This window comes from Streptomyces sp. NBC_00829, assembly GCF_045161795.1.
Lineage (GTDB): Bacteria > Actinomycetota > Actinomycetes > Streptomycetales > Streptomycetaceae > Streptomyces.
In genome coordinates this window covers 4,867,707-4,885,549 of the sequence record NZ_CP108867.1, presented here as the reverse complement: position 1 = coordinate 4,885,549, position 17,843 = coordinate 4,867,707, and the positions used below count along the sequence as shown (strand labels likewise).

The 17,843-nt window shown below is 70.0% G+C and carries 15 protein-coding genes, 1 tRNA gene and 1 riboswitch; of the genes, 6 read left to right on the top strand and 10 right to left on the bottom strand.

What is annotated here, in order from left to right:
- The first annotated feature begins 168 nt into the window (after nt 1-168).
- The gene (locus OG293_RS21515; RefSeq protein WP_406000412.1) at nt 169-1,389 is read left to right on the top strand and encodes an acetyl-CoA C-acetyltransferase; all 1,221 of its coding nucleotides are present in this window, start codon (nt 169-171) and stop codon (nt 1,387-1,389) included.
- Between the two features lie 628 nt (nt 1,390-2,017).
- The gene (locus OG293_RS21510; RefSeq protein ID WP_406000411.1) at nt 2,018-2,845 is read left to right on the top strand and encodes a hypothetical protein; all 828 of its coding nucleotides are present in this window, start codon (nt 2,018-2,020) and stop codon (nt 2,843-2,845) included.
- Between the two features lie 137 nt (nt 2,846-2,982).
- On the opposite strand, the gene OG293_RS21505 is transcribed toward OG293_RS21510, so the two are convergent.
- The gene (locus OG293_RS21505; RefSeq protein WP_406000410.1) at nt 2,983-3,309 is read right to left on the bottom strand and encodes a hypothetical protein; all 327 of its coding nucleotides are present in this window, start codon (nt 3,307-3,309) and stop codon (nt 2,983-2,985) included.
- 99 nt (nt 3,310-3,408) lie between these two features.
- On the opposite strand from OG293_RS21505, the gene OG293_RS21500 reads away from it, so the two are divergent.
- Nucleotides 3,409-3,639: a DUF4287 domain-containing protein gene (locus OG293_RS21500; RefSeq protein ID WP_406000409.1), complete on the top strand. Its 231-nt coding sequence runs from the start codon at nt 3,409-3,411 to the stop codon at nt 3,637-3,639.
- 240 nt (nt 3,640-3,879) lie between these two features.
- On the opposite strand, the gene OG293_RS21495 is transcribed toward OG293_RS21500, so the two are convergent.
- On the bottom strand, nt 3,880-4,752 hold the full coding sequence (locus OG293_RS21495) for a Bax inhibitor-1/YccA family protein (RefSeq protein WP_406000408.1): 873 nt from the start codon (nt 4,750-4,752) through the stop codon (nt 3,880-3,882).
- Nucleotides 4,753-5,196: 444 nt separating this feature from the next.
- Between OG293_RS21495 and OG293_RS21490 the strand changes: the two genes are divergently transcribed.
- Entirely contained in the window at nt 5,197-5,400 is a 204-nt protein-coding gene (locus tag OG293_RS21490; RefSeq protein ID WP_406000407.1) for a hypothetical protein, read from the top strand.
- A 148-nt stretch (nt 5,401-5,548) separates the two neighbouring features.
- Here the strand turns inward: OG293_RS21490 and OG293_RS21485 are convergent.
- Nucleotides 5,549-5,631 (bottom strand) — tRNA-Leu (locus tag OG293_RS21485).
- Between the two features lie 397 nt (nt 5,632-6,028).
- Between OG293_RS21485 and OG293_RS21480 the strand changes: the two genes are divergently transcribed.
- A complete protein-coding gene (locus OG293_RS21480) occupies nt 6,029-6,799 on the top strand; it encodes an ABC transporter ATP-binding protein (protein ID WP_406000406.1) in 771 nt (256 codons plus the stop codon).
- 63 nt (nt 6,800-6,862) lie between these two features.
- On the top strand, nt 6,863-9,421 hold the full coding sequence (locus OG293_RS21475) for an ABC transporter permease (RefSeq protein WP_406000405.1): 2,559 nt from the start codon (nt 6,863-6,865) through the stop codon (nt 9,419-9,421).
- 126 nt (nt 9,422-9,547) lie between these two features.
- Here OG293_RS21475 and OG293_RS21470 read toward each other — a convergent pair whose 3' ends face one another.
- The 7 genes from OG293_RS21470 to OG293_RS21440 all read right to left on the bottom strand — a co-directional run bounded on the left by OG293_RS21470 (nt 9,548) and on the right by OG293_RS21440 (nt 17,569).
- Complete coding sequence (locus OG293_RS21470) at nt 9,548-10,834, bottom strand: class I SAM-dependent methyltransferase (RefSeq protein ID WP_406000404.1); 1,287 nt, start codon at nt 10,832-10,834, stop codon at nt 9,548-9,550.
- 596 nt (nt 10,835-11,430) lie between these two features.
- Nucleotides 11,431-12,810, bottom strand: coding sequence for an NAD(P)/FAD-dependent oxidoreductase (locus tag OG293_RS21465; RefSeq protein ID WP_406000403.1), 1,380 nt, complete (start codon nt 12,808-12,810; stop codon nt 11,431-11,433).
- A gap of 356 nt (nt 12,811-13,166) precedes the next feature.
- Entirely contained in the window at nt 13,167-14,081 is a 915-nt protein-coding gene (locus OG293_RS21460; protein WP_406000402.1) for an exopolyphosphatase, read from the bottom strand.
- Nucleotides 14,078-14,707: a DUF501 domain-containing protein gene (locus OG293_RS21455; protein ID WP_406000401.1), complete on the bottom strand. Its 630-nt coding sequence runs from the start codon at nt 14,705-14,707 to the stop codon at nt 14,078-14,080. Before OG293_RS21455 ends, OG293_RS21460 begins: the two co-directional genes overlap by 4 nt.
- 25 nt (nt 14,708-14,732) lie before the next feature.
- The gene (locus OG293_RS21450) at nt 14,733-15,203 is read right to left on the bottom strand and encodes a septum formation initiator family protein (RefSeq protein WP_406000400.1); all 471 of its coding nucleotides are present in this window, start codon (nt 15,201-15,203) and stop codon (nt 14,733-14,735) included.
- Between the two features lie 116 nt (nt 15,204-15,319).
- Nucleotides 15,320-16,606: a phosphopyruvate hydratase gene (eno, locus tag OG293_RS21445; RefSeq protein ID WP_406000399.1), complete on the bottom strand. Its 1,287-nt coding sequence runs from the start codon at nt 16,604-16,606 to the stop codon at nt 15,320-15,322.
- Between the two features lie 303 nt (nt 16,607-16,909).
- Nucleotides 16,910-17,569, bottom strand: coding sequence for a transglycosylase family protein (locus OG293_RS21440; RefSeq protein WP_406000398.1), 660 nt, complete (start codon nt 17,567-17,569; stop codon nt 16,910-16,912).
- A gap of 3 nt (nt 17,570-17,572) precedes the next feature.
- Nucleotides 17,573-17,748: riboswitch (cyclic di-AMP (ydaO/yuaA leader) on the bottom strand.
- Nucleotides 17,749-17,843 lie beyond the last annotated feature (95 nt).

The window sequence follows — 17,843 nt, the reverse complement described above, 5'->3', positions numbered from 1 at the left end:
GACGCCGAGGGACCCTTGGGAGGTGTGGGGACACCCACCCGCACCCTCGACTGAGCGCTCGCTTAGAAAAGAGGCCCTCATCACACGCCCCTCCCCGTGACCCAAGCCGTACGTACGGGTAACTTCCCAGACAGTTCCCCCGACCCGCCTCGCCCTCATGGAGCCGTGATGCCCGAAGCCGTGATCGTTTCTGCCGCCCGCTCCCCCATCGGCCGGGCCTTCAAGGGCTCCCTGAAGGACCTCCGTGCCGACGACCTGACCGCCACGATCATTCAGACCGCCCTCGCCAAGGTCCCCGAGCTCGACCCCAAGGACATCGACGACCTGATGCTCGGCTGCGGTCTGCCAGGCGGTGAGCAGGGGTACAACCTCGGCCGTATCGTCGCCGTACAGATGGGGATGGACCACCTCCCGGGCTGTACGGTCACGCGCTACTGCTCGTCCTCCCTCCAGACCAGCCGCATGGCGCTGCACGCCATCAAGGCCGGTGAGGGCGACGTCTTCATCTCCGCCGGCGTCGAGATGGTGTCCCGCTTCGTGAAGGGCAACTCCGACAGCCTTCCGGACACGCACAACCCCCTCTTCGCCGAGGCCGAGGCCCGTACCGCCTCCGTCGCCGAGCACGGCGCCGACGAGTGGCACGACCCGCGTGAGGACGGCCTCGTCCCCGACGCGTACATCGCGATGGGCCAGACCGCCGAGAACCTGGCGCGCCTGAAGGGCGTGACCCGTAGGGACATGGACGAGTTCGGCGTCCGCTCGCAGAACCTCGCCGAGGAAGCACTGAAGAACGGCTTCTGGGCGCGCGAGATCACCCCTGTGACGACCCCGGACGGCACCGTCGTCTCCAAGGACGACGGCCCCCGCGCGGGCGTCACCCTGGAGGCCGTGCAGGGCCTCAAGCCCGTCTTCCGGCCCGACGGCTTCGTCAACGCCGGCAACTGCTGCCCGCTCAACGACGGCGCCGCCGCCCTGGTGATCATGTCCGACACGAAGGCGCGCGATCTCGGCCTGACCCCGCTGGCCCGGATCGTCTCCACCGGCGTCTCCGGCCTCTCCCCCGAGATCATGGGATACGGCCCTGTCGAGGCCTCCAAGCAGGCGCTGAAGCGCGCGGGGCTGACCGCGGGCGACATCGACCTCGCCGAGATCAACGAGGCCTTCGCCGCCCAGGTGATCCCCTCCTACCGGGACCTCGGCCTGGACCTGGAGAAGGTCAACGTCAACGGTGGCGCCATCGCCGTCGGCCACCCCTTCGGCATGACCGGCGCCCGGATCACCGGCACGCTGATCAACAGCCTCCAGTTCCACGACAAGCAGTTCGGTCTTGAGACCATGTGCGTGGGCGGCGGCCAGGGCATGGCGATGGTCATCGAGCGGCTGAGCTGAGCGGCAGCGGAGGGTAGGGGTCGCCCGAGGCACGAGGGCGGCACCTGCCCGCAGCGAACGCGAAACAAAGCGCGACCAGCAACACAGCGCGGCTGAGCTGAGCGGCAGCGGAGGGTAGGGGTCGCCCGAGGCACGAGGGCGGCACCTGCCCGCAGCGAACGCGAAACGAAACGCGACCAGCAACACAGCGCGGCTGAGCTGAGCGGCAGCGGAGGGTAGGGGTCGCCCGAGGCACGAGGGCGGCACCTGCCCGCAGCGAACGCGAAACGAAACGCGACCAGCAACACAGCGCGGCTGAGCTGAGCGGCCGCGGAGGGTAGGGGTCGCCCGAGGCACGAGGGCGGCACCTGCCCGCAGCGAACGCGAAACGAAACGCGACCAAGCGCACCGAAACGTCTCGGCCGAGCAGTTTCGGCCCCGCGTGGAACCCAGTTCGTGACTGAATCTCCCCCAGGATGTGACCTAGCTCCTGGGGGAGAGCCATACCCCCAGCTCAAAGCCCTTTTCGCCCTAAACGCCAGACCCAAAGTCCTGTCCAATTCGTGACGTAATGCACTGACAGGAGGCGCGGGCTCCCCGCAAGCTGATGTAGGAAGTCGGGGGATCGATTGAAACCGGGAGTACGTCAGTGAGCGCTCTGTCTCTTGCCCTGCTGCTGACCACGGCCGCCGCCACCGCCGTGGGCGCCGCTGCCCTGCACGCCGCCCATGGGCTCCGCAGGCAGGTCACGGCCCTGCGCAGCGAGCTGTCCGTGGCGCACGGCACCGGCCGTGGCGCCGCCGTGCCGCATGCCCGTCCCACCCCTGCCGCCGAGATACGCGCTGCCGTCGCCGAGGCGCTCGCCGAGGAACGCGAGCGCGAGCTGGCCGAAGCGCGGGCCTTCTGGGCCGCGCAGGAGTCGCGTGACGCCGCAGACGCCCCCTCGCTGCTGGGCGGCCTGTCTGCACCGGGCGACGAGCTCCCGCCGTTCTACGTTCCGCGCCAGAGCGATTTCGTGGGTCTGGAGGCGATGGACCTGGAGGCCGTCGAGGCACTCGACGACCTGGCGGACCTGCCCGAGGTGACGGAGTTCGCCGAGGACTCCCCCGAGCTGGCCGCGGCCCGCCGCCGCCACCCCTCCCACCCGGACTTCGTCCCGGTCCAGACCCCGGTCGCCACTGACCACGAGCGCACCGTGGCCCGCCTCGAAGCGCTGGCCGAGACCCGCACGGAGCTTGCCGACGTGCGCCCCGGGCCGCTCGGCACGCTCGACGTGTACGTCTTCGCGGACGGTACGACGCTCTGTATGACCCCCGGCCACCGCGAGACCGCCGAACGCCTCGCCGAGGCGCTGCGCACCGGCGATGCCCCGGTCCTGCTGGGCGGCTCCGGCGTCTCGGGCGCGTACGCCCTGACCTTCGCGTGCGGCGAGGAAAGCGTCTACATCCTCGCGGACCGCGTGATCGCCTCTCTGTAGCCTTCGCCCGGCCGGCGTCTTCGCAGCCATCGCCCGGCCGGCGTCTTCGCAGCCATCGCCCGGCCGGCGTCCTCGCAGCCATCGCCCAGGCCGCGGCAGCCCTCAGCCCCCGGGAGCCGGCAGCCCCGGGTTCGGCCCTACAGCCCGGACCGGGCCATCGCGGCCCCCACCAGCCCCACGGCCTCGTCCACCTCCGACATGGTTCCGGACGGGGCCGTTCTCAGTGCTTCGGCCAAATCTCGGCCCGCCACCAACAGTTGATCAGCAACGGCGAACAGACCCGCGTCCGGCATGATCAACAGCTCGCTCCCCGGCGCCTCGATCCGCTGGGCGCGCAGTGCCAACTCCCTGGCCAGCGCCAGCCCTTCGGCCGCCGCGCCCCTCTTCAGCCGACTCTGCGGAGCGGCCCGCAGACGGTCGGCGAACCCGTCCACGCAGGCCGTCAGCTCACTCGTATCAAGCACCCCGCGACCCTACGCGCCGCCCCCGCACTGTTGCCAATACGCGAACCCTCAGGCACGGTGGCGGGAAGGAGCACACGCGCAACGCGTCCGGAGGCGCCGATGTCCCAAGCTTTCTCCGAAGAGACCCATCGAAATCTGCTCTCCCGCATCCCCCACTGCACAGGTCGTGAAGTATCCGACTGGATTCGTGCCGTGGACGAAGGCCCATCCCTCTTCCGCTTCGAAGAGAAGGTCAGCTGGCTCCGGAGCGAGCACAATCTCGCTTACGGACACGCCAAAGCGATCATCCATGAGTACGACCTGAGGCGCGCAGCGCGCAAACTGCTCTAGGACCTGTCTCCTGGATCAGTCCGGATCCGTGGTGCCATGGCACGCGCGCCCGGCAGGATCCCCACGACAGGCCCCAGGTCCCGAGACGCCGAAGGGCCCGCCGGCCACACCGGACGGGCCCTTCGTCACGTCGTCACGCCCGCGACGGCCCGGGAGGCCGCAGCCCAGAGGGCCCGGCGAACGATCTCGCCGGGCCCTCTGTGTGTCCGTACGGCAGCGGGGCAGGGCCCCGCGTCCGTTCTAGTCGTCGCCGCTGAAGATCGCGACCAGGCGCAGCATCTCCAGGTAGATCCAGACCAGCGACATCGTGATGCCGAAGGCCGCCAGCCAGCTCTCCTCACGCGGAGCGCCGTATGCGATGCCGTCCTCGATCTGCTTGAAGTCCAGCGTCAGGAAGAAGCAGCCGATCAGGATCGCGAGAATGCCCACGATGGCGCCGATCGGGCCGAAGCTGCGCAGGCCGCCGTCTCCGGCGACGTCGAAGACCACCAGGAGCATGTTCACGACCATCACGACGATGAACGCGAGCGCGATGGTCATACCGATCCGGGCGTACCGGGCGGTGACGCGGATCCAGCGGGCCTTGTACATGAAGAGCGTGGCGCCGGAGACCGCCATGGTGCCGAGCACCGCCTGGAAGGGGGCACCCGACCAGACGCTGTTGTACATCTCGCTGATCACGCCGAGGAAGATGCCCTCGAACGCGGCATAGCCGATGATCAGCGCAGGCGACGGCGTCCGCTTGAAGGACTGGACGATCGCGAGCACGAAAGCCACCAGGGCCGCGCCGATGGCCAGGCCGTAGCTGGTGGCCGAGACGGGCAGGACCGCCCAGGCGAGGATCGCACCGAGGGTGACGACGCCGAGCGTGATGGCGGTGCGCGAGACGACGTCGTCCATCGTCATGGCGTTGGTCCGCGCCGGCGCCGGGGCGCCGAGCTGCGTGTCCGCCGGTGCGTACGGGTTGGTGGCGTACGGGTTGCCCGCGCCCTGGGCGTAGGGGTTGGTTCCTACGGCGGGGCCCCCGGCCTGCGGCTGCTGCGCGTTGAACCCCGCGTAGCCGTTGTCGCGGCTGAACCCCCGTCGCGAGAAGACCGGGTTGCTGCTCCTCATCTCACTCCTCCATGGCCACCCAGCGCGGCCTTGCCGCCAGCGTAATGCGAAGGCAAAGGGAACACCCTAGTGCTCGGGGAGGATCTTTCCACGATCGTGACAGTCCCTCTCAGGTCCGGCGGGCGGAGGGCGCGTCGCGCGGTCGCTGTCCCAAGGGCCCTCCGCGGGCGGCGGGCGGTTCTGGAGGTCGCCACTCGGCGCGTTCCCCGCCCGGCGGTGAAGGGGCCGGACGGGGGAGACAACGGGTCGATGAGAGCGGCGCGTGGAGGGGAGAGAGGAAGGGTCGAACAGGGGGCCGAAGCGTGTCCCGGAGTGCTGCGGGAGTGCCCGGAACCGGACTCGAACCGCTTCCGGAACCCCATCTGACCTGGGACGATGCCCTGACCTCAGGGGTGTCGTCTTCGAGAACTGCACCCTCACGCAGGCCGTTTCCAGCGGGCCGAGATGCGCGACGTCCTGTTCACCGGCTGCAACCTGACCGGCGGCCAGTTCGCCCACGTCCAGATGCAGCGCGTCCGTTTCGAGAACTGCACCCTGCTGGACGTCGGCGGGGCCGAACACCTGAAGGGCGCCACCGTGCAAGGACCGGGAGCGATGGAACTGGCCCTGGCCCTCGCACGGGACGCCGGTATCAGGATCGAGCCGTAAGCGAAGAGCCCCGGCCTGTCGCGACGGGGGACGCAGGCAGACCGAGGCACTCGTCACGCGCGGCTGCGGCTGCGGCGAAGGGCCGGAGGGGGCGTGGGCAGAGGGTGCGGACAAGGGGAGCGAGACGCGTCCCGGAGTGCTGTGGGAGTGCCCGGAACCGGACTCGAACCGGTACGCCCCCGAGGGGCAGCGAGGTTTAAGCTCGCCGTGTCTGCATTCCACCATCCGGGCATGACGCGCGGTCCGCGTTGGCACTTGAGCCTATCCGGGCAGATCCCCCGGCCAGCGGCCCGATGGCCCGATGTTGTCCTGTTTCATTGACTCTTGAGGGTGCGTCAGTGCAGGAAAAGGCGCATTCACACGCGCCGTACGCGGCCGGTGACCGCCGCCCCGCCCCCATGGGATTGACGGAAAGTCGCCGCCCGGTGACCGCTTCTGCGCAAGGCCTGCTCAACGGCCCTGCCCCTCGGCGCTTCTCAGGGACACCGTCATCCCAAAGGAGGACGATCCTGCGGCCCGGTCCGACCCAAGTGGGCCCCGACAACGGGCATCGGGACTGACGATCCCCGGCCGGGCGGCGGACAGGATGGTCTCGTTCCCACCGCACACCCCGACAGGAGCCCTCCTCGTGACCACCACCCCCATCGCTCACCGCGCCACCGCAGTGGCCGCCCGCGCCACGGACCTGTCCAAGGTGTACGGAGCGGGCGAGACCCAGGTGGTCGCGCTGGACCGGGTCACCGTCGACTTCCGACAGGCGGAGTACACCGCGATCATGGGCCCCTCGGGCTCCGGCAAGTCCACGCTGATGCACTGCGTGGCCGGCCTCGACAGCTTCAGCTCCGGGTCCGTACGGATCGGTGAGACCGAACTCGGGTCGCTCAAGGACAAGCAGCTGACCCAGCTGCGCCGGGACAAGATCGGCTTCATATTCCAGGCGTTCAACCTGCTGCCGACGCTCAGCGCGCTGGAGAACATCACGCTCCCCATGGACATCGCGGGCCGCAAGCCCAACGAGCAGTGGCTGGAGCAGGTCATCGACATGGTGGGCCTGCGGGACCGGCTCAGTCACCGCCCCACCGAGCTCTCCGGCGGCCAGCAGCAGCGCGTCGCCGTCGCCCGTGCCCTCGCCTCCCAGCCGGAGATCATCTTCGGTGACGAGCCGACCGGAAACCTGGACTCGCGCGCGGGCGCCGAGGTGCTGGGCTTCCTGCGCAATTCGGTACGGGAACTGGGCCAGACCGTCGTCATGGTCACCCACGACCCGGTGGCCGCCTCCTACGCCGACCGGGTGATCTTCCTGGCGGACGGCCGGGTCGTCGACGAGATGCTCAGCCCGAGCGCCGACGGGGTCCTCGACCGGATGAAGGAGTTCGACGCCAAGGGCCGGACCAGCTGACCCGGCGCTGAACCGCACACCACCGGCCGTAGATCCCCGGCTCTCACCACAGGACTGACACACATGTTCCGTACCGCTCTGCGCAATGTGCTCGCGCACAAAGCCAGGCTGCTGATGACCGTACTCGCCGTGATGCTCGGCGTGGCCTTCGTCTCCGGCACCCTGGTCTTCACCGACACCCTCGGCAACGCCTACCGCAAGCAGTCGGCCAAGAGCTACGACAACGTCGCGGTCTCCGTCACCACCTACGTCATCCGCAACGACGGCAAGAAGGACGCCGGCATCGACCCCAGGACCCTGGAGAAGATCCGGTCCCTGGACGGGGTCGCCGGTGCCACCGGCCGGGTCTCCGGCTTCGCCGGGGTCGCCGACCAGGACGGCAAACTGATCGGCAACGGCTGGTCCAACACCGGCGGGAACTTCGCCCCCGGCAAGGACGGCAAGGACTCCGCGTACACCTTCACCGACGGCTCGGGGCCTGCGAAGGACGGCCAGATCGCCCTCGACCAGGACTCCGCCGCCAAGGGCAAGTACGACGTCGGGGACACCGTGCGGGTGGCGACCAACGGCCCGGTGAAGGAGTACACGCTCTCCGGCGTCTTCACCACCGAGGACGGCGCGGTCAACGCGGGCGGCAGCCTGGTCCTGTTCGACACCGCCGTCGCGCAGAAGCTGTACCTGCAGCCGGGTTACTTCAAGGACGTCACCATCGCCGCCGCGGCCGGGGCCTCCGACCAGAAGATCCTGGCCGCGGTAAAGCCGCTGCTGCCCAAGGGCGCCGAGGCGCAGACCGGCAAGCAGCTCGCCGACGACGAAGCGCGGATGATCGAGGCCGGCCTGTCCAGCCTCAACACGATGCTTCTGGTCTTCGCGGCCATCGCCCTCTTCGTCGGCATCTTCCTGATCGCCAACACCTTCACCATGCTGGTCGCCCAGCGCACCAGGGAGCTGGCGCTGATGCGCGCCGTCGGCGCGTCCCGCCGCCAGGTCAAGCGCTCCGTCATCCTCGAGGCGCTGGTCGTGGGCGCGATCGCCTCCGTCATCGGCTTCGTCATCGGCATCGGCCTGGCGAGCGGGCTGCGTTCGGCGATGAGCAGCTTCGGCGCGAAGGTGCCCGCGGGCCCGCTGATCGTCTCGCCCACCGCGGTCGTCGCCGCGGTCGCCGTCGGCGTCCTGGTCACCGTGCTCGCCGCGTGGCTGCCGGCCCGCCGGGCCGCGAAGATCGCGCCGGTCGCGGCGATGAGCAGCGTGCACGCGGTGGCGAGCACCAAGTCGCTCGTCGTGCGCAACTCCATCGGCGGCGTGATCACACTGCTGGGCGCGGCCGCGATCCTGGGCGGCGCGGCGATGGGCAAGGACGGCCGGACGCTCATCGGGGGCGGTGCGTTCCTGTCGCTGATCGGCATCATCGTGCTGATCCCGCTGCTGTCGCGTCCCGTGATCGCTCTGGCCCGTCCGCTGCTGAACCGGGTGTTCGGAGTGTCGGGCAAGCTCGCCGGACAGAACGCGGTCCGCAACCCCCGCCGTACCGGCGCCACCGCCTCCGCGCTGGCGATCGGCCTCACCCTGGTCACCGGGCTCTCGGTGCTCGGCGTCACGATGGGCCGGGCCGTGGACAAGGCGACCACGGACATCATCAGGGCCGACTACATGGTGACGATGGCCGGCGGTGGTGCGCTGGACAAGTCGGCGCTGACCGCGCTGGAGAAGGCGAAGGGCGTCGGCGCGGTCTCCGCGCAGCAGGCGACCTCGCTGGCGATCAAGGGCACATGGCACGCCGCCTCCGCCGTCACCCCCGGCGCGGTGGAGAAGGTCATCGACTTCAGGACGGTCTCGGGTTCGATGTCCACGCTCGGCAAGGGCCAGATAGCCGTCGCCGAGGTCATCGCGAAGCCGAACGGCTGGAAGGCCGGGGACATCGTGCCGGTGACGTTCGGCGACGACAAGGACGGCGGCAAGGACGGCGGCAAGGCCACCACCAAGAAGCTGACGATCGGCGCGGTGTACGAGGGCAATGAGTTCCTGTCGCCGGTGCTGTTGTCCACCGCGGCCGTCGCTCCGTACGAGGCCAAGCCGGACATCCGCCAGATCTGGGTGACGATGGACGGCGGCGCGACCAAGGCGAACGAGCAGGCGGTGGTGGACGCGCTGGGCGACAACCCGGCGATGAGCATCAAGGACCGGCAGGACATCCGGAACATGTACGGCGGCATGATCAACACGATGCTGAACATCATGTACGGGCTGCTCGCGATGGCTCTGATCATCGCCGTACTGGGTGTCGTCAACACCCTCGCCATGTCCGTGTTCGAGCGTCAGCAGGAGATCGGCATGCTGCGGGCGATCGGACTGGACCGCCGCAAGGTCAAGCGCATGATCCGCCTGGAGGCGGTGGTGATCTCGGTCTTCGGCGCGGTGATCGGCATCGGCCTCGGGACCTTCCTCGCCTGGGCGATCGGCGAGACGATCCGCAACGAGATTCCGGGCTATGTGCTGGTCATGCCGTGGGACCGGATCGGGATCTTCCTGCTGCTCGCCGGAGTGGTCGGGGTGCTGGCCGCGCTCTGGCCCGCCCGCAGCGCCGCGAGGCTGAACATGCTGACGGCCATCAAGACGGAGTAGTACGGACCCCGTCCCGCACGAGGCCCCCGCGACCGGTACCGGTCGCGGGGGCCTCGGCGCTGTCCCGCCGCTCGGCTCCAGGAAGGTTCCGGGCAGGGGTGGTGCACCCTCCCGTACGGGTGCCGCTCAGTTCCAGGTGCGGGCCCGCAAGGGCATCCCGGACTCCCCGCTCTCGGGCGACTTCACGGCGAGGATCTGGTTGACGCCGATCCTGTTGCGCTCGAAGGCGACGGCGCAGGCGGCCATGTAGAGCCGCCAGACGCGGGCGCGTCCGGGCGAGCTGTGGCGCACGGCCCGGCGCCAGTCGCCCTCCATGTTGGCGACCCAGCGGCGCAGGGTGAGGGCGTAGTGCTCACGGATCGACTCGACGTCGCGCACCTCGAAGCCCGCCGTTTCGAGGGAGGTGACGGTACGGCCGAGCGGCGTGAGCTCCCCGTCGGGAAAGACATAGCGGTCGATGAACTCGTCGAGCCGGTAGGAGGATTCGTCCCGCTCGGGAGGGCGCGCGATCTGATGGTTGAGAAGCCGGCCGCCGGACCCGAGGAGGGAGAGGAGCTGTTCGGCGTACTCGTGGTACCGCACCTCGCCGACGTGTTCGGCCATCCCGATGGAGGAAATGGCGTCGTACGGACCGTCCCTGACGTCCCGGTAGTCCTGAACGCGGATCTCGATCCGGTCGGTGAGCCCCTCCTCGGCGATGCGCTTGCGGGCGTAGGCCGCCTGTTCGCGGGAGAGGGTGACGCCGATGACCCGGGCTCCGTACTCACGGGCGGCGTGGACAGCCATGGAGCCCCAGCCGCAGCCGACGTCGAGGAGCCGGTCACCGTCCCGGAGCGCGAGCTTGCGGCAGACGAGGTCGAGCTTGTCGCGCTGGGCGTCTTCGAGGGTGCCGCCGTCCTTCCAGTACCCGCACGAATAGACCATGGACGGCCCGAGGACCAGCTCGTAGAAGGAATTGCCCACGTCGTAGTGGTGGCTGATGGCCCGTTTGTCGCGCCGCTTGGTGTGCAACGGCCCGGGGCGCCGGCGGACTTCCTCGGCGGGCGGGGGCGGGGGCGGCAGGGCGCCGCCGAGCTTCAGCAGCCCGCGGGCGGCGGCAAGCAGACGCGGGTCGCGCAGGGGGTGGACGGCGAGGCCGTCGTCGCCGCGCTCCCAGACGATCCCGGCGAGCAGATCGAGCACGGCGTACAGATCGCCGTCGACGTCGATCTCCCCGGCCACCCAGGCCCGCGCGAGCCCGAGCTCACCCGGCCGCCAGAGCAGTCGGCGCAGGGCGCGCCGATGCCGGACGACGAGCACGGGAGCGCCTGGAGGCCCGGACTCGGTACCGTCCCAGGCCCGGATACGGACCGGGAGCGGGGCTCCCAGCAACTCCTCGGCAAGAGTGGTCAGCCGCAGCGCGGCGTCGCCCATGGCGCACACCTCCGTGACGATGGATCCCAGAAATGCTCCGGCACCACGCCGCGGTGGGGCGGCGCGGTGCACTCCAGGGAACAATCGGACCACTGTGAGGGCTTCCCTGCATCGCGCAATGCCCAAGCAATTTATCTGCACTCGGCACATATCGGGAGTTCCTGCCCGCGCGTGCGCGGGCGCGTCGGCGTGGACCGGCCACTCGGGGCGCCCCGTGCGACGGGGGTCGGTCGGGCCCGGCCACGCCCTGCGGCCGGCCGGCCGCAGGCACTCGGAGCACACGGCCCGCGGGGGGTCGGTGCCGGGGGCCGCGCTTCGCCCGACGGCGCGCGGCCCGGCGCCGCAGGGGACATGGCCGTCGCCGCCGTGGAAGGACAGCGGCCACCCGGGCCACGAGCCGGGGGCCGGGGCTGGGGGCCGGGCGGCCGGGCCAGGAGAGCCGGCTGCGGCGCGCGGCTGCCCCGCCCGAGGCACCGGGACTTCCGGCTCAAGAGCGGGCGGGTGGGAAAACCCTCCGCGCACGGCGAAGGGGCCGCCCGCACCACGGATGGCGGGCGGCCCCTTCGTCGGGGTGCCGGGGCTCCAAACGAGAGGCCCTAGGAGGCCTTCGCCCTCTCCGGGGCCGGCGCGGACGCCGCCGGAGCCGGCTTGGCCGCCTCGTAGAACTCCTCGCGCGGCGTCTCCATCGCGCCCAGCGAGACCACCTCACGCTTGAGGAACATCGCCAGAGTCCAGTCCGCGAAGACCCGGATCTTACGGTTCCACGTCGGCATCGCCATGCCGTGGTAGCCGCGGTGCATGTACCACGCCAGCCGCCCGCGCAGCTTGATCTTCATCTTGCCCATGACGATCATCGCGACGCCCTTGTGCAGGCCGAGCCCGGCCACCGCACCCTTGTTGGCGTGGCTGTACTCCTTCTGCGGGAAGCCCCGCATACCGGAGATCACGTTGTCGCCGAGCACCCGCGCCTGCCGCAGCGCGTGTTGCGCGTTCGGCGGGCACCAGGCGTTCTCGACTCCGGCCTTGCGCGCCGCCATGTCCGGGACCTGCGCGTTGTCGCCCGCGGCCCAGATGTAGTCGGTGCCCTGGACCTGAAGGGTCGTGCCGGTGTCCACGTGGCCCCGCGGACCGAGGGGCAGACCGTAGCGGGCCAGCGCCGGGTTCGGCTTCACACCGGCGGTCCACACGATGGTGTTGGAGTCGGCCTCCAGGCCGTTCTTCAGCACCACGTGGCCGTCCACGCAGGAGTCCATCGATGTCGACAGGTAGATCTCGATGCCGCGGCCCTCGAGGTGCTCCTTGCCGTACTTGCCCAGCTTCGGGCCCACCTCGGGAAGGATCTTGTCGGCCGCGTCGACCAGGATGAAGCGCATGTCCTCGCGCTTGACGCTGGTGTAGTACTTGGCCGCGTCGCGCGCCAGGTCCTCCACCTCGCCGATGGTCTCCGCACCGGCGAAGCCGCCGCCCACGAAGACGAAGGTCAGCGCCTTGCGGCGGACGTCCTCGTCCGTCGTCGAGTCGGCCTTGTCGAGCTGCTCCAGGACGTGGTTGCGCAGGCCGATGGCCTCCTCGATGCCCTTCATGCCGATGCCCTGCTCGGCGAGGCCGGGGATCGGGAAGGTGCGGGAGACCGCTCCGAGCGCGACGACCAGGTAGTCGAACGGCAGCTCGTACGCCTCGCCGACCAGCGGCGAGACCGTCGCGACCTTGCGGTCCTGGTCGATGGTCGTGACTCGGCCGGTGAGGACCTCGGCCTTGGGCAGCACGCGTCGCAGCGGGACGACGACATGCCGAGGCGAGATGCTGCCGGCAGCAGCTTCGGGGAGGAAGGGCTGGTACGTCATGTACGAGCGCGGGTCGACGACCGTGACGGTCGCCTCGCCGTAGCGCATCTTCTTCAGAATGCGTCGAGCTGCGTACAGGCCTACGTACCCACCGCCTACAACGAGGATCCTGGGACGCTCCGTGGTGCTCATGCCATCGAGTATCCACCCCCCTCGGAGGGGGTGCTCGTGAGCCCCTTCACAAGGTGTCGACCCACCTCTGCTACACTGCGCGACCCACGTGACCGAGGTCATGGTGCGGCAAGGGAACCACCCTGACGGAACGGACGTCCTCCACCCCTCGTGAGCTGGCCCGAAAGGACCTCTCCGCGGTGAACCGCAGCCTCGTTTCACACCCGCGTAACGCACCCCGCACGGCGGGGAATCGGCGCCCTTGGGCCCGATGGACGAGCCGGAAGGGCCTTTCGGCCCTCCACAGCCCCCATCAGGCCCCTTTTCCTTGTGAAGAACTTCACGAACTTCGTCTCGCGGGGACCGCTGACCCGGTCTCAGGCGACCGACCAGGCGATCCCGTCGAGGATGTCGTGCTCGCTGACGACCACTTCCCGCGCCCCCGTCCGCTCCATGATCGCGAGCAGTACGAGCGCCCCTGAGCCGATGACGTCCACCCGGCCGGGGTGCATGACGGGGATCGCCGCCCGCTCGTCATGGGTGGCGCTCAGCAGCATCGAGGTGACCTCGGCGACCCGCTCGTAGGAGATCCGCGCGTGGTGGATCGCCTTCGAGTCGTACGCGCCGAGACCCAGCGCGATCCCGGCGACCGTGGTCACCGAACCGGCGAGACCGACGAGCGTACGGGCGTCGGAGATCGGGACGCTCTCCTCGGCGTGGTCGAGCGCCGCCGCGACGTCCGCGCGGATCGCGGCGACCTCGTCGGCGGCCGGGGGATCGCTGCGGACATGACGCTCGGTCAGCCGTACGCAGCCGATGTCCACCGACCGCGCGGCCTCCACGTGCTCGCGGCCGACGACGAACTCGGTGGATCCACCGCCGATGTCCACGACCAGGCGCTCCTCATGGCCCGGCAGCTCCCGGGTCGCGCCGGTGAAGGAGAATTCCGCCTCCTGGTCACCGGTGATCACCTCGGGCTCAACGCCCAGGATGTCCAGCACGCCCCGGACGAAGTCGTCCCGGTTCGAGGCGTCGCGCGAGGCGGAGGTGGCCACGAAGCGGAGCTTCTCGGCACCGAGCTCCTTGATCACCGCCGCGTACTCGCGGCAGGCCGCGAACGTGCGCTCCAGCGCCTCGGGGGCGAGCCGTCCGGTCCGGTCCACACCCTGGCCGAGCCGGACGATGATCATCCGCCGGTCCAGCTCGACAAGCTCCCCGGTGTCGGGGTCGGCGTCGGCGACGAGCAGCCGGATGGAGTTCGTACCGCAGTCGATCGCGGCGACCCGGGTCACTTCTCGTCCCCTTCTTCCGCGCGGTCCACTATTGCTTCTTCCGCGCGGTCCGCTTCCGCTCGGTCCGCTTCCGCGCGGTCCTCGCGCGCTTCGGCCTCGTCACGAGGGACCTCGCACGCCGTGACGCAGGGGCCCTTGCGCCACCACTCGGGCAGCATCGCGATCGCCTCGTCGCCCAGCGGATTGACGCCGGGGCCCGCCGCGAGCGAGTGGCCGACCAGGACGTGCAGGCACTTCACCCGGTCGGGCATGCCGCCTGCGCTGGGGAACCCCGCCAGCACCTCGATGGCGTCACGGCGCGCGATGTAGTCCTCGTGGGCCGCGCGGTACGCGGCGGCCAGCTCCGCATCGCTCGCGAGGCGTTCGGTCATCTCCTTCATGACGCCGTTGGCCTCCAGCGTGCCGATAGCCGAAGCGGCCCGCGGGCAGGTCAGGTAGTACAGCGTCGGGAAGGGCGTGCCGTCGGGGAGCCGGGGCGCGGTCTCGACGACGTCCGGCTGCCCGCACGGGCAGCGGTGGGCGATCGCGCGCAGCCCGCGCGGCGGGCGTCCGAGCTGCTCCCTGAACGCGGCGATGTCCGCGTCGGTCGGCTCGGTGTGTGCGGTGGTGGGTGGAGGGGTTTCCATGCCTGCCTAGTTCAATTCTGCGGTTCTACCTGCGGTCGGCGCTGTCGACGCCGTCCCAGACGTTCGAGTACCAGGGGCGGTCGGCCGCCCCCTCTTCCGTACGGCGCTGCTCGGCGGCCTCGGGATCGATCATGGTGTAGCCGCTCTCGCCCGGAAGCACGAAGTGCAGATGCTCGCGGGCCAGACGCTGGACGTACTGGTCGTCCTGGAGCCGCGCCTTCTCGTCCCTCAGCCGTTCGACTTTCTGCTCGGCATCCGCCATTCGGCGTTGCTCGTCGGCGATGTCCCCGCGCTGCGACACGTACTGCCGCATCGGATAGGCAAGCGCCACGACCAGCGAGCAGACCACCAGCACCAGGAAGGCCGCACGGCCGGTCAGCCGGGAGCGGCGGGCCTGGCGGCGGTTCTGGGAACGGTAGACCCGGGCGGCGGTCTGCTCACCGAGCAGCCGAATCCTGGTCGCGGTGGAGAACCGATCGCGGTCCTTCCCGGCCATGTCCCGCCTCCCCGATACGTACGTACGTCCCCGCACACGGTACGGGACCGAGTGCGGGGACGTACGGACGACGGGCTGCTCAGCCCTTGAAGCGGGGAACGCCCGGCTCCGGGGCGTCAGTCCTTGAAGCGGGGGAACGCGGAGCGGCCCGCGTACACCGCGGCGTCGTCGAGGATCTCCTCGATGCGCAGCAGCTGGTTGTACTTGGCGACGCGCTCGGAGCGGGCCGGGGCGCCGGTCTTGATCTGGCCGCAGTTGGTGGCGACGGCCAGGTCGGCGATGGTGACGTCCTCCGTCTCACCGGAGCGGTGGGACATCATGCACTTGAAGCCGCTGCGCTGGGCGAGCTCCACGGCGTCCAGGGTCTCGGTCAGCGAACCGATCTGGTTGACCTTGACGAGCAGCGCGTTGGCGGAGTTCTCCTCGATGCCGCGCGCCAGGCGCTCCGGGTTGGTGACGAACAGGTCGTCGCCCACCAGCTGCACCTTGGAGCCGAGCTTCTCGGTGATGACGTTCCAGCCGGCCCAGTCGTCCTCGAACAGCGGGTCCTCGATGGAGACCAGCGGGTAGGAGGCGACGAGCTCCTCGTAGTACTCGGTCATCTCGGCGGCCGAGCGGGACTTGCCCTCGAACTCGTACGAGCCGTCCTTGTAGAACTCGGACGCGGCACAGTCGAGCGCGAGCGCGATGTCCTTGCCCGGGACGTAGCCGGCCTGCTTGATGGCCTCAAGGATGAGGTCGAGGGCGGCGCGGTTGGACTCGAGGTTCGGCGCGAAGCCGCCCTCGTCGCCCAGACCGGTCGACAGGCCCTTGGTCTTCAGGACGGACTTGAGGGTGTGGTAGACCTCGGTGCCCCAGCGCAGGGCCTCGGAGAAGGACTCCGCGCCGATCGGGGCGATCATGAACTCCTGGATGTCCACGTTGGAGTCGGCGTGCGAGCCGCCGTTCAGGATGTTCATCATCGGAACGGGCAGCAGGTGCGCGTTCGGGCCGCCGAGGTAGCGGAAGAGCGGCAGGTCAGAGGCCTCGGAGGCGGCGTGCGCCACGGCGAGGGAGACGCCGAGGATGGCGTTGGCGCCGAGCGAGGACTTGTCCGGGGTGGCGTCCAGGTCGAACATCGCCTGGTCGATCAGGCGCTGCTCGGTGGCGTCGTAGCCGACGAGCTCCGGGCCGATCTGCTCGATGACGGCGAGGACGGCCTTCTCCACGCCCTTGCCGTGGTAGCGGTTCTGGTCACCGTCGCGGAGCTCAAGAGCCTCGAACGCACCGGTGGAGGCGCCGGACGGAACAGCAGCACGGCCCGTGCTGCCGTCGTCGAGGCCAACCTCGACCTCGACCGTGGGGTTGCCTCGGGAGTCCAGGATTTCCCGGGCTACGACGACGTCGATGGACGGCACGAGCATCTCCTTCTGGGATGTGACGCTTGGAGTGCAGGGTCTCTTGGCCTTGCGGCATGAGCCTAACCGGCTCCGCCGCGTACGCCGCCCGATGCCCGCCCCCTGGGACGAAAAACGGTGGGAAGACGTATGGCACCGGACATACGGCGCATGAACTACGCGCGAGTAACAAACGCGGGCGACAAAGAGGAACCCCGGTCCGGCGCGTGCGGGGGACAGCGCGCCGGACCGGGGTGGCTGGGGGCGGGAGCTCGTCGGGGCCGGTGGTCCGCCGGGTCCACCGGAGTCCTTCGACTCCCGCTCCTCGGGTCAGCTCAGGTGGAGCCGCTGGCCCGGGTAGATCACATCGGCGTCGTCGATGATGTCCTTGTTCAGGTCGAACAGCTTCTTCCAGCCGCCCTTGACCTTCTTGTCCGCGGCGATGGAGCCGAGGGTGTCACCGGACTTCACCGTGTATTCGCCGTCGCCCTTCTTGACGCCCTTGGCCGGCGTCGCGGACTTGGCCGGAGCGGCGGGGCGCGCGGAGCGGGTGGTGGGGGCCTCGGCGCGCTCGGGGGCGGGCTTGGCGGCGGGCTGCGCGGAGCCGCCCTCGTACGCGGCGTTGGACAGACCGACGCCGCAGCTCGGCCAGGCGCCCTTGCCCTGGCCCGCGAGGACCTTCTCGCCGATGGCTATCTGCTGGGCCTTGGAGGCGAGGTCGGCGCGCGAGGCGTAGGCCGTGCCGCCGAAGGCGGCCCAGGTGGAGTTGGTGAACTGCAGGCCGCCGTAGAAGCCGTTGCCGGTGTTGATCGACCAGTTGCCGCCGGACTCGCACTGGGCGACGGCGTCCCACTCGGACCCGGTCGCGGCGGAGGCCGAGGTGGCTCCGAGCAGCGGGGCGGCGACGGCCGCACCGGTGACACCGGCGAGCGTGGCGATACGGGTGGCCCTGGACGGGCGGCGGTGCTTGCCCTTGGTGGAGAACAGCATGGGACATCTCCTCACCGACGCCTACGAGGTGAGCTGTCGGGTTCGGGCCAAGTGAGTTGCCCGGTCGCACGTCCTTGCGTGCGACTTCACCCCAAGCCGGTCGGAGCCGTCGATCTCTCAACGGCCTGGGCCGGCACTTACCTTGGGTCCCCCGCTCCTGCCTTCGGCGCTTTGCGCGTCGACTACTCCCCCCGACCGACGGCAGGATTCGGCGTGACGGTCAGCGGTGCCCGCGATGGCGAGCGGTACAGACCGTAGACACAGCTCTCCCCGA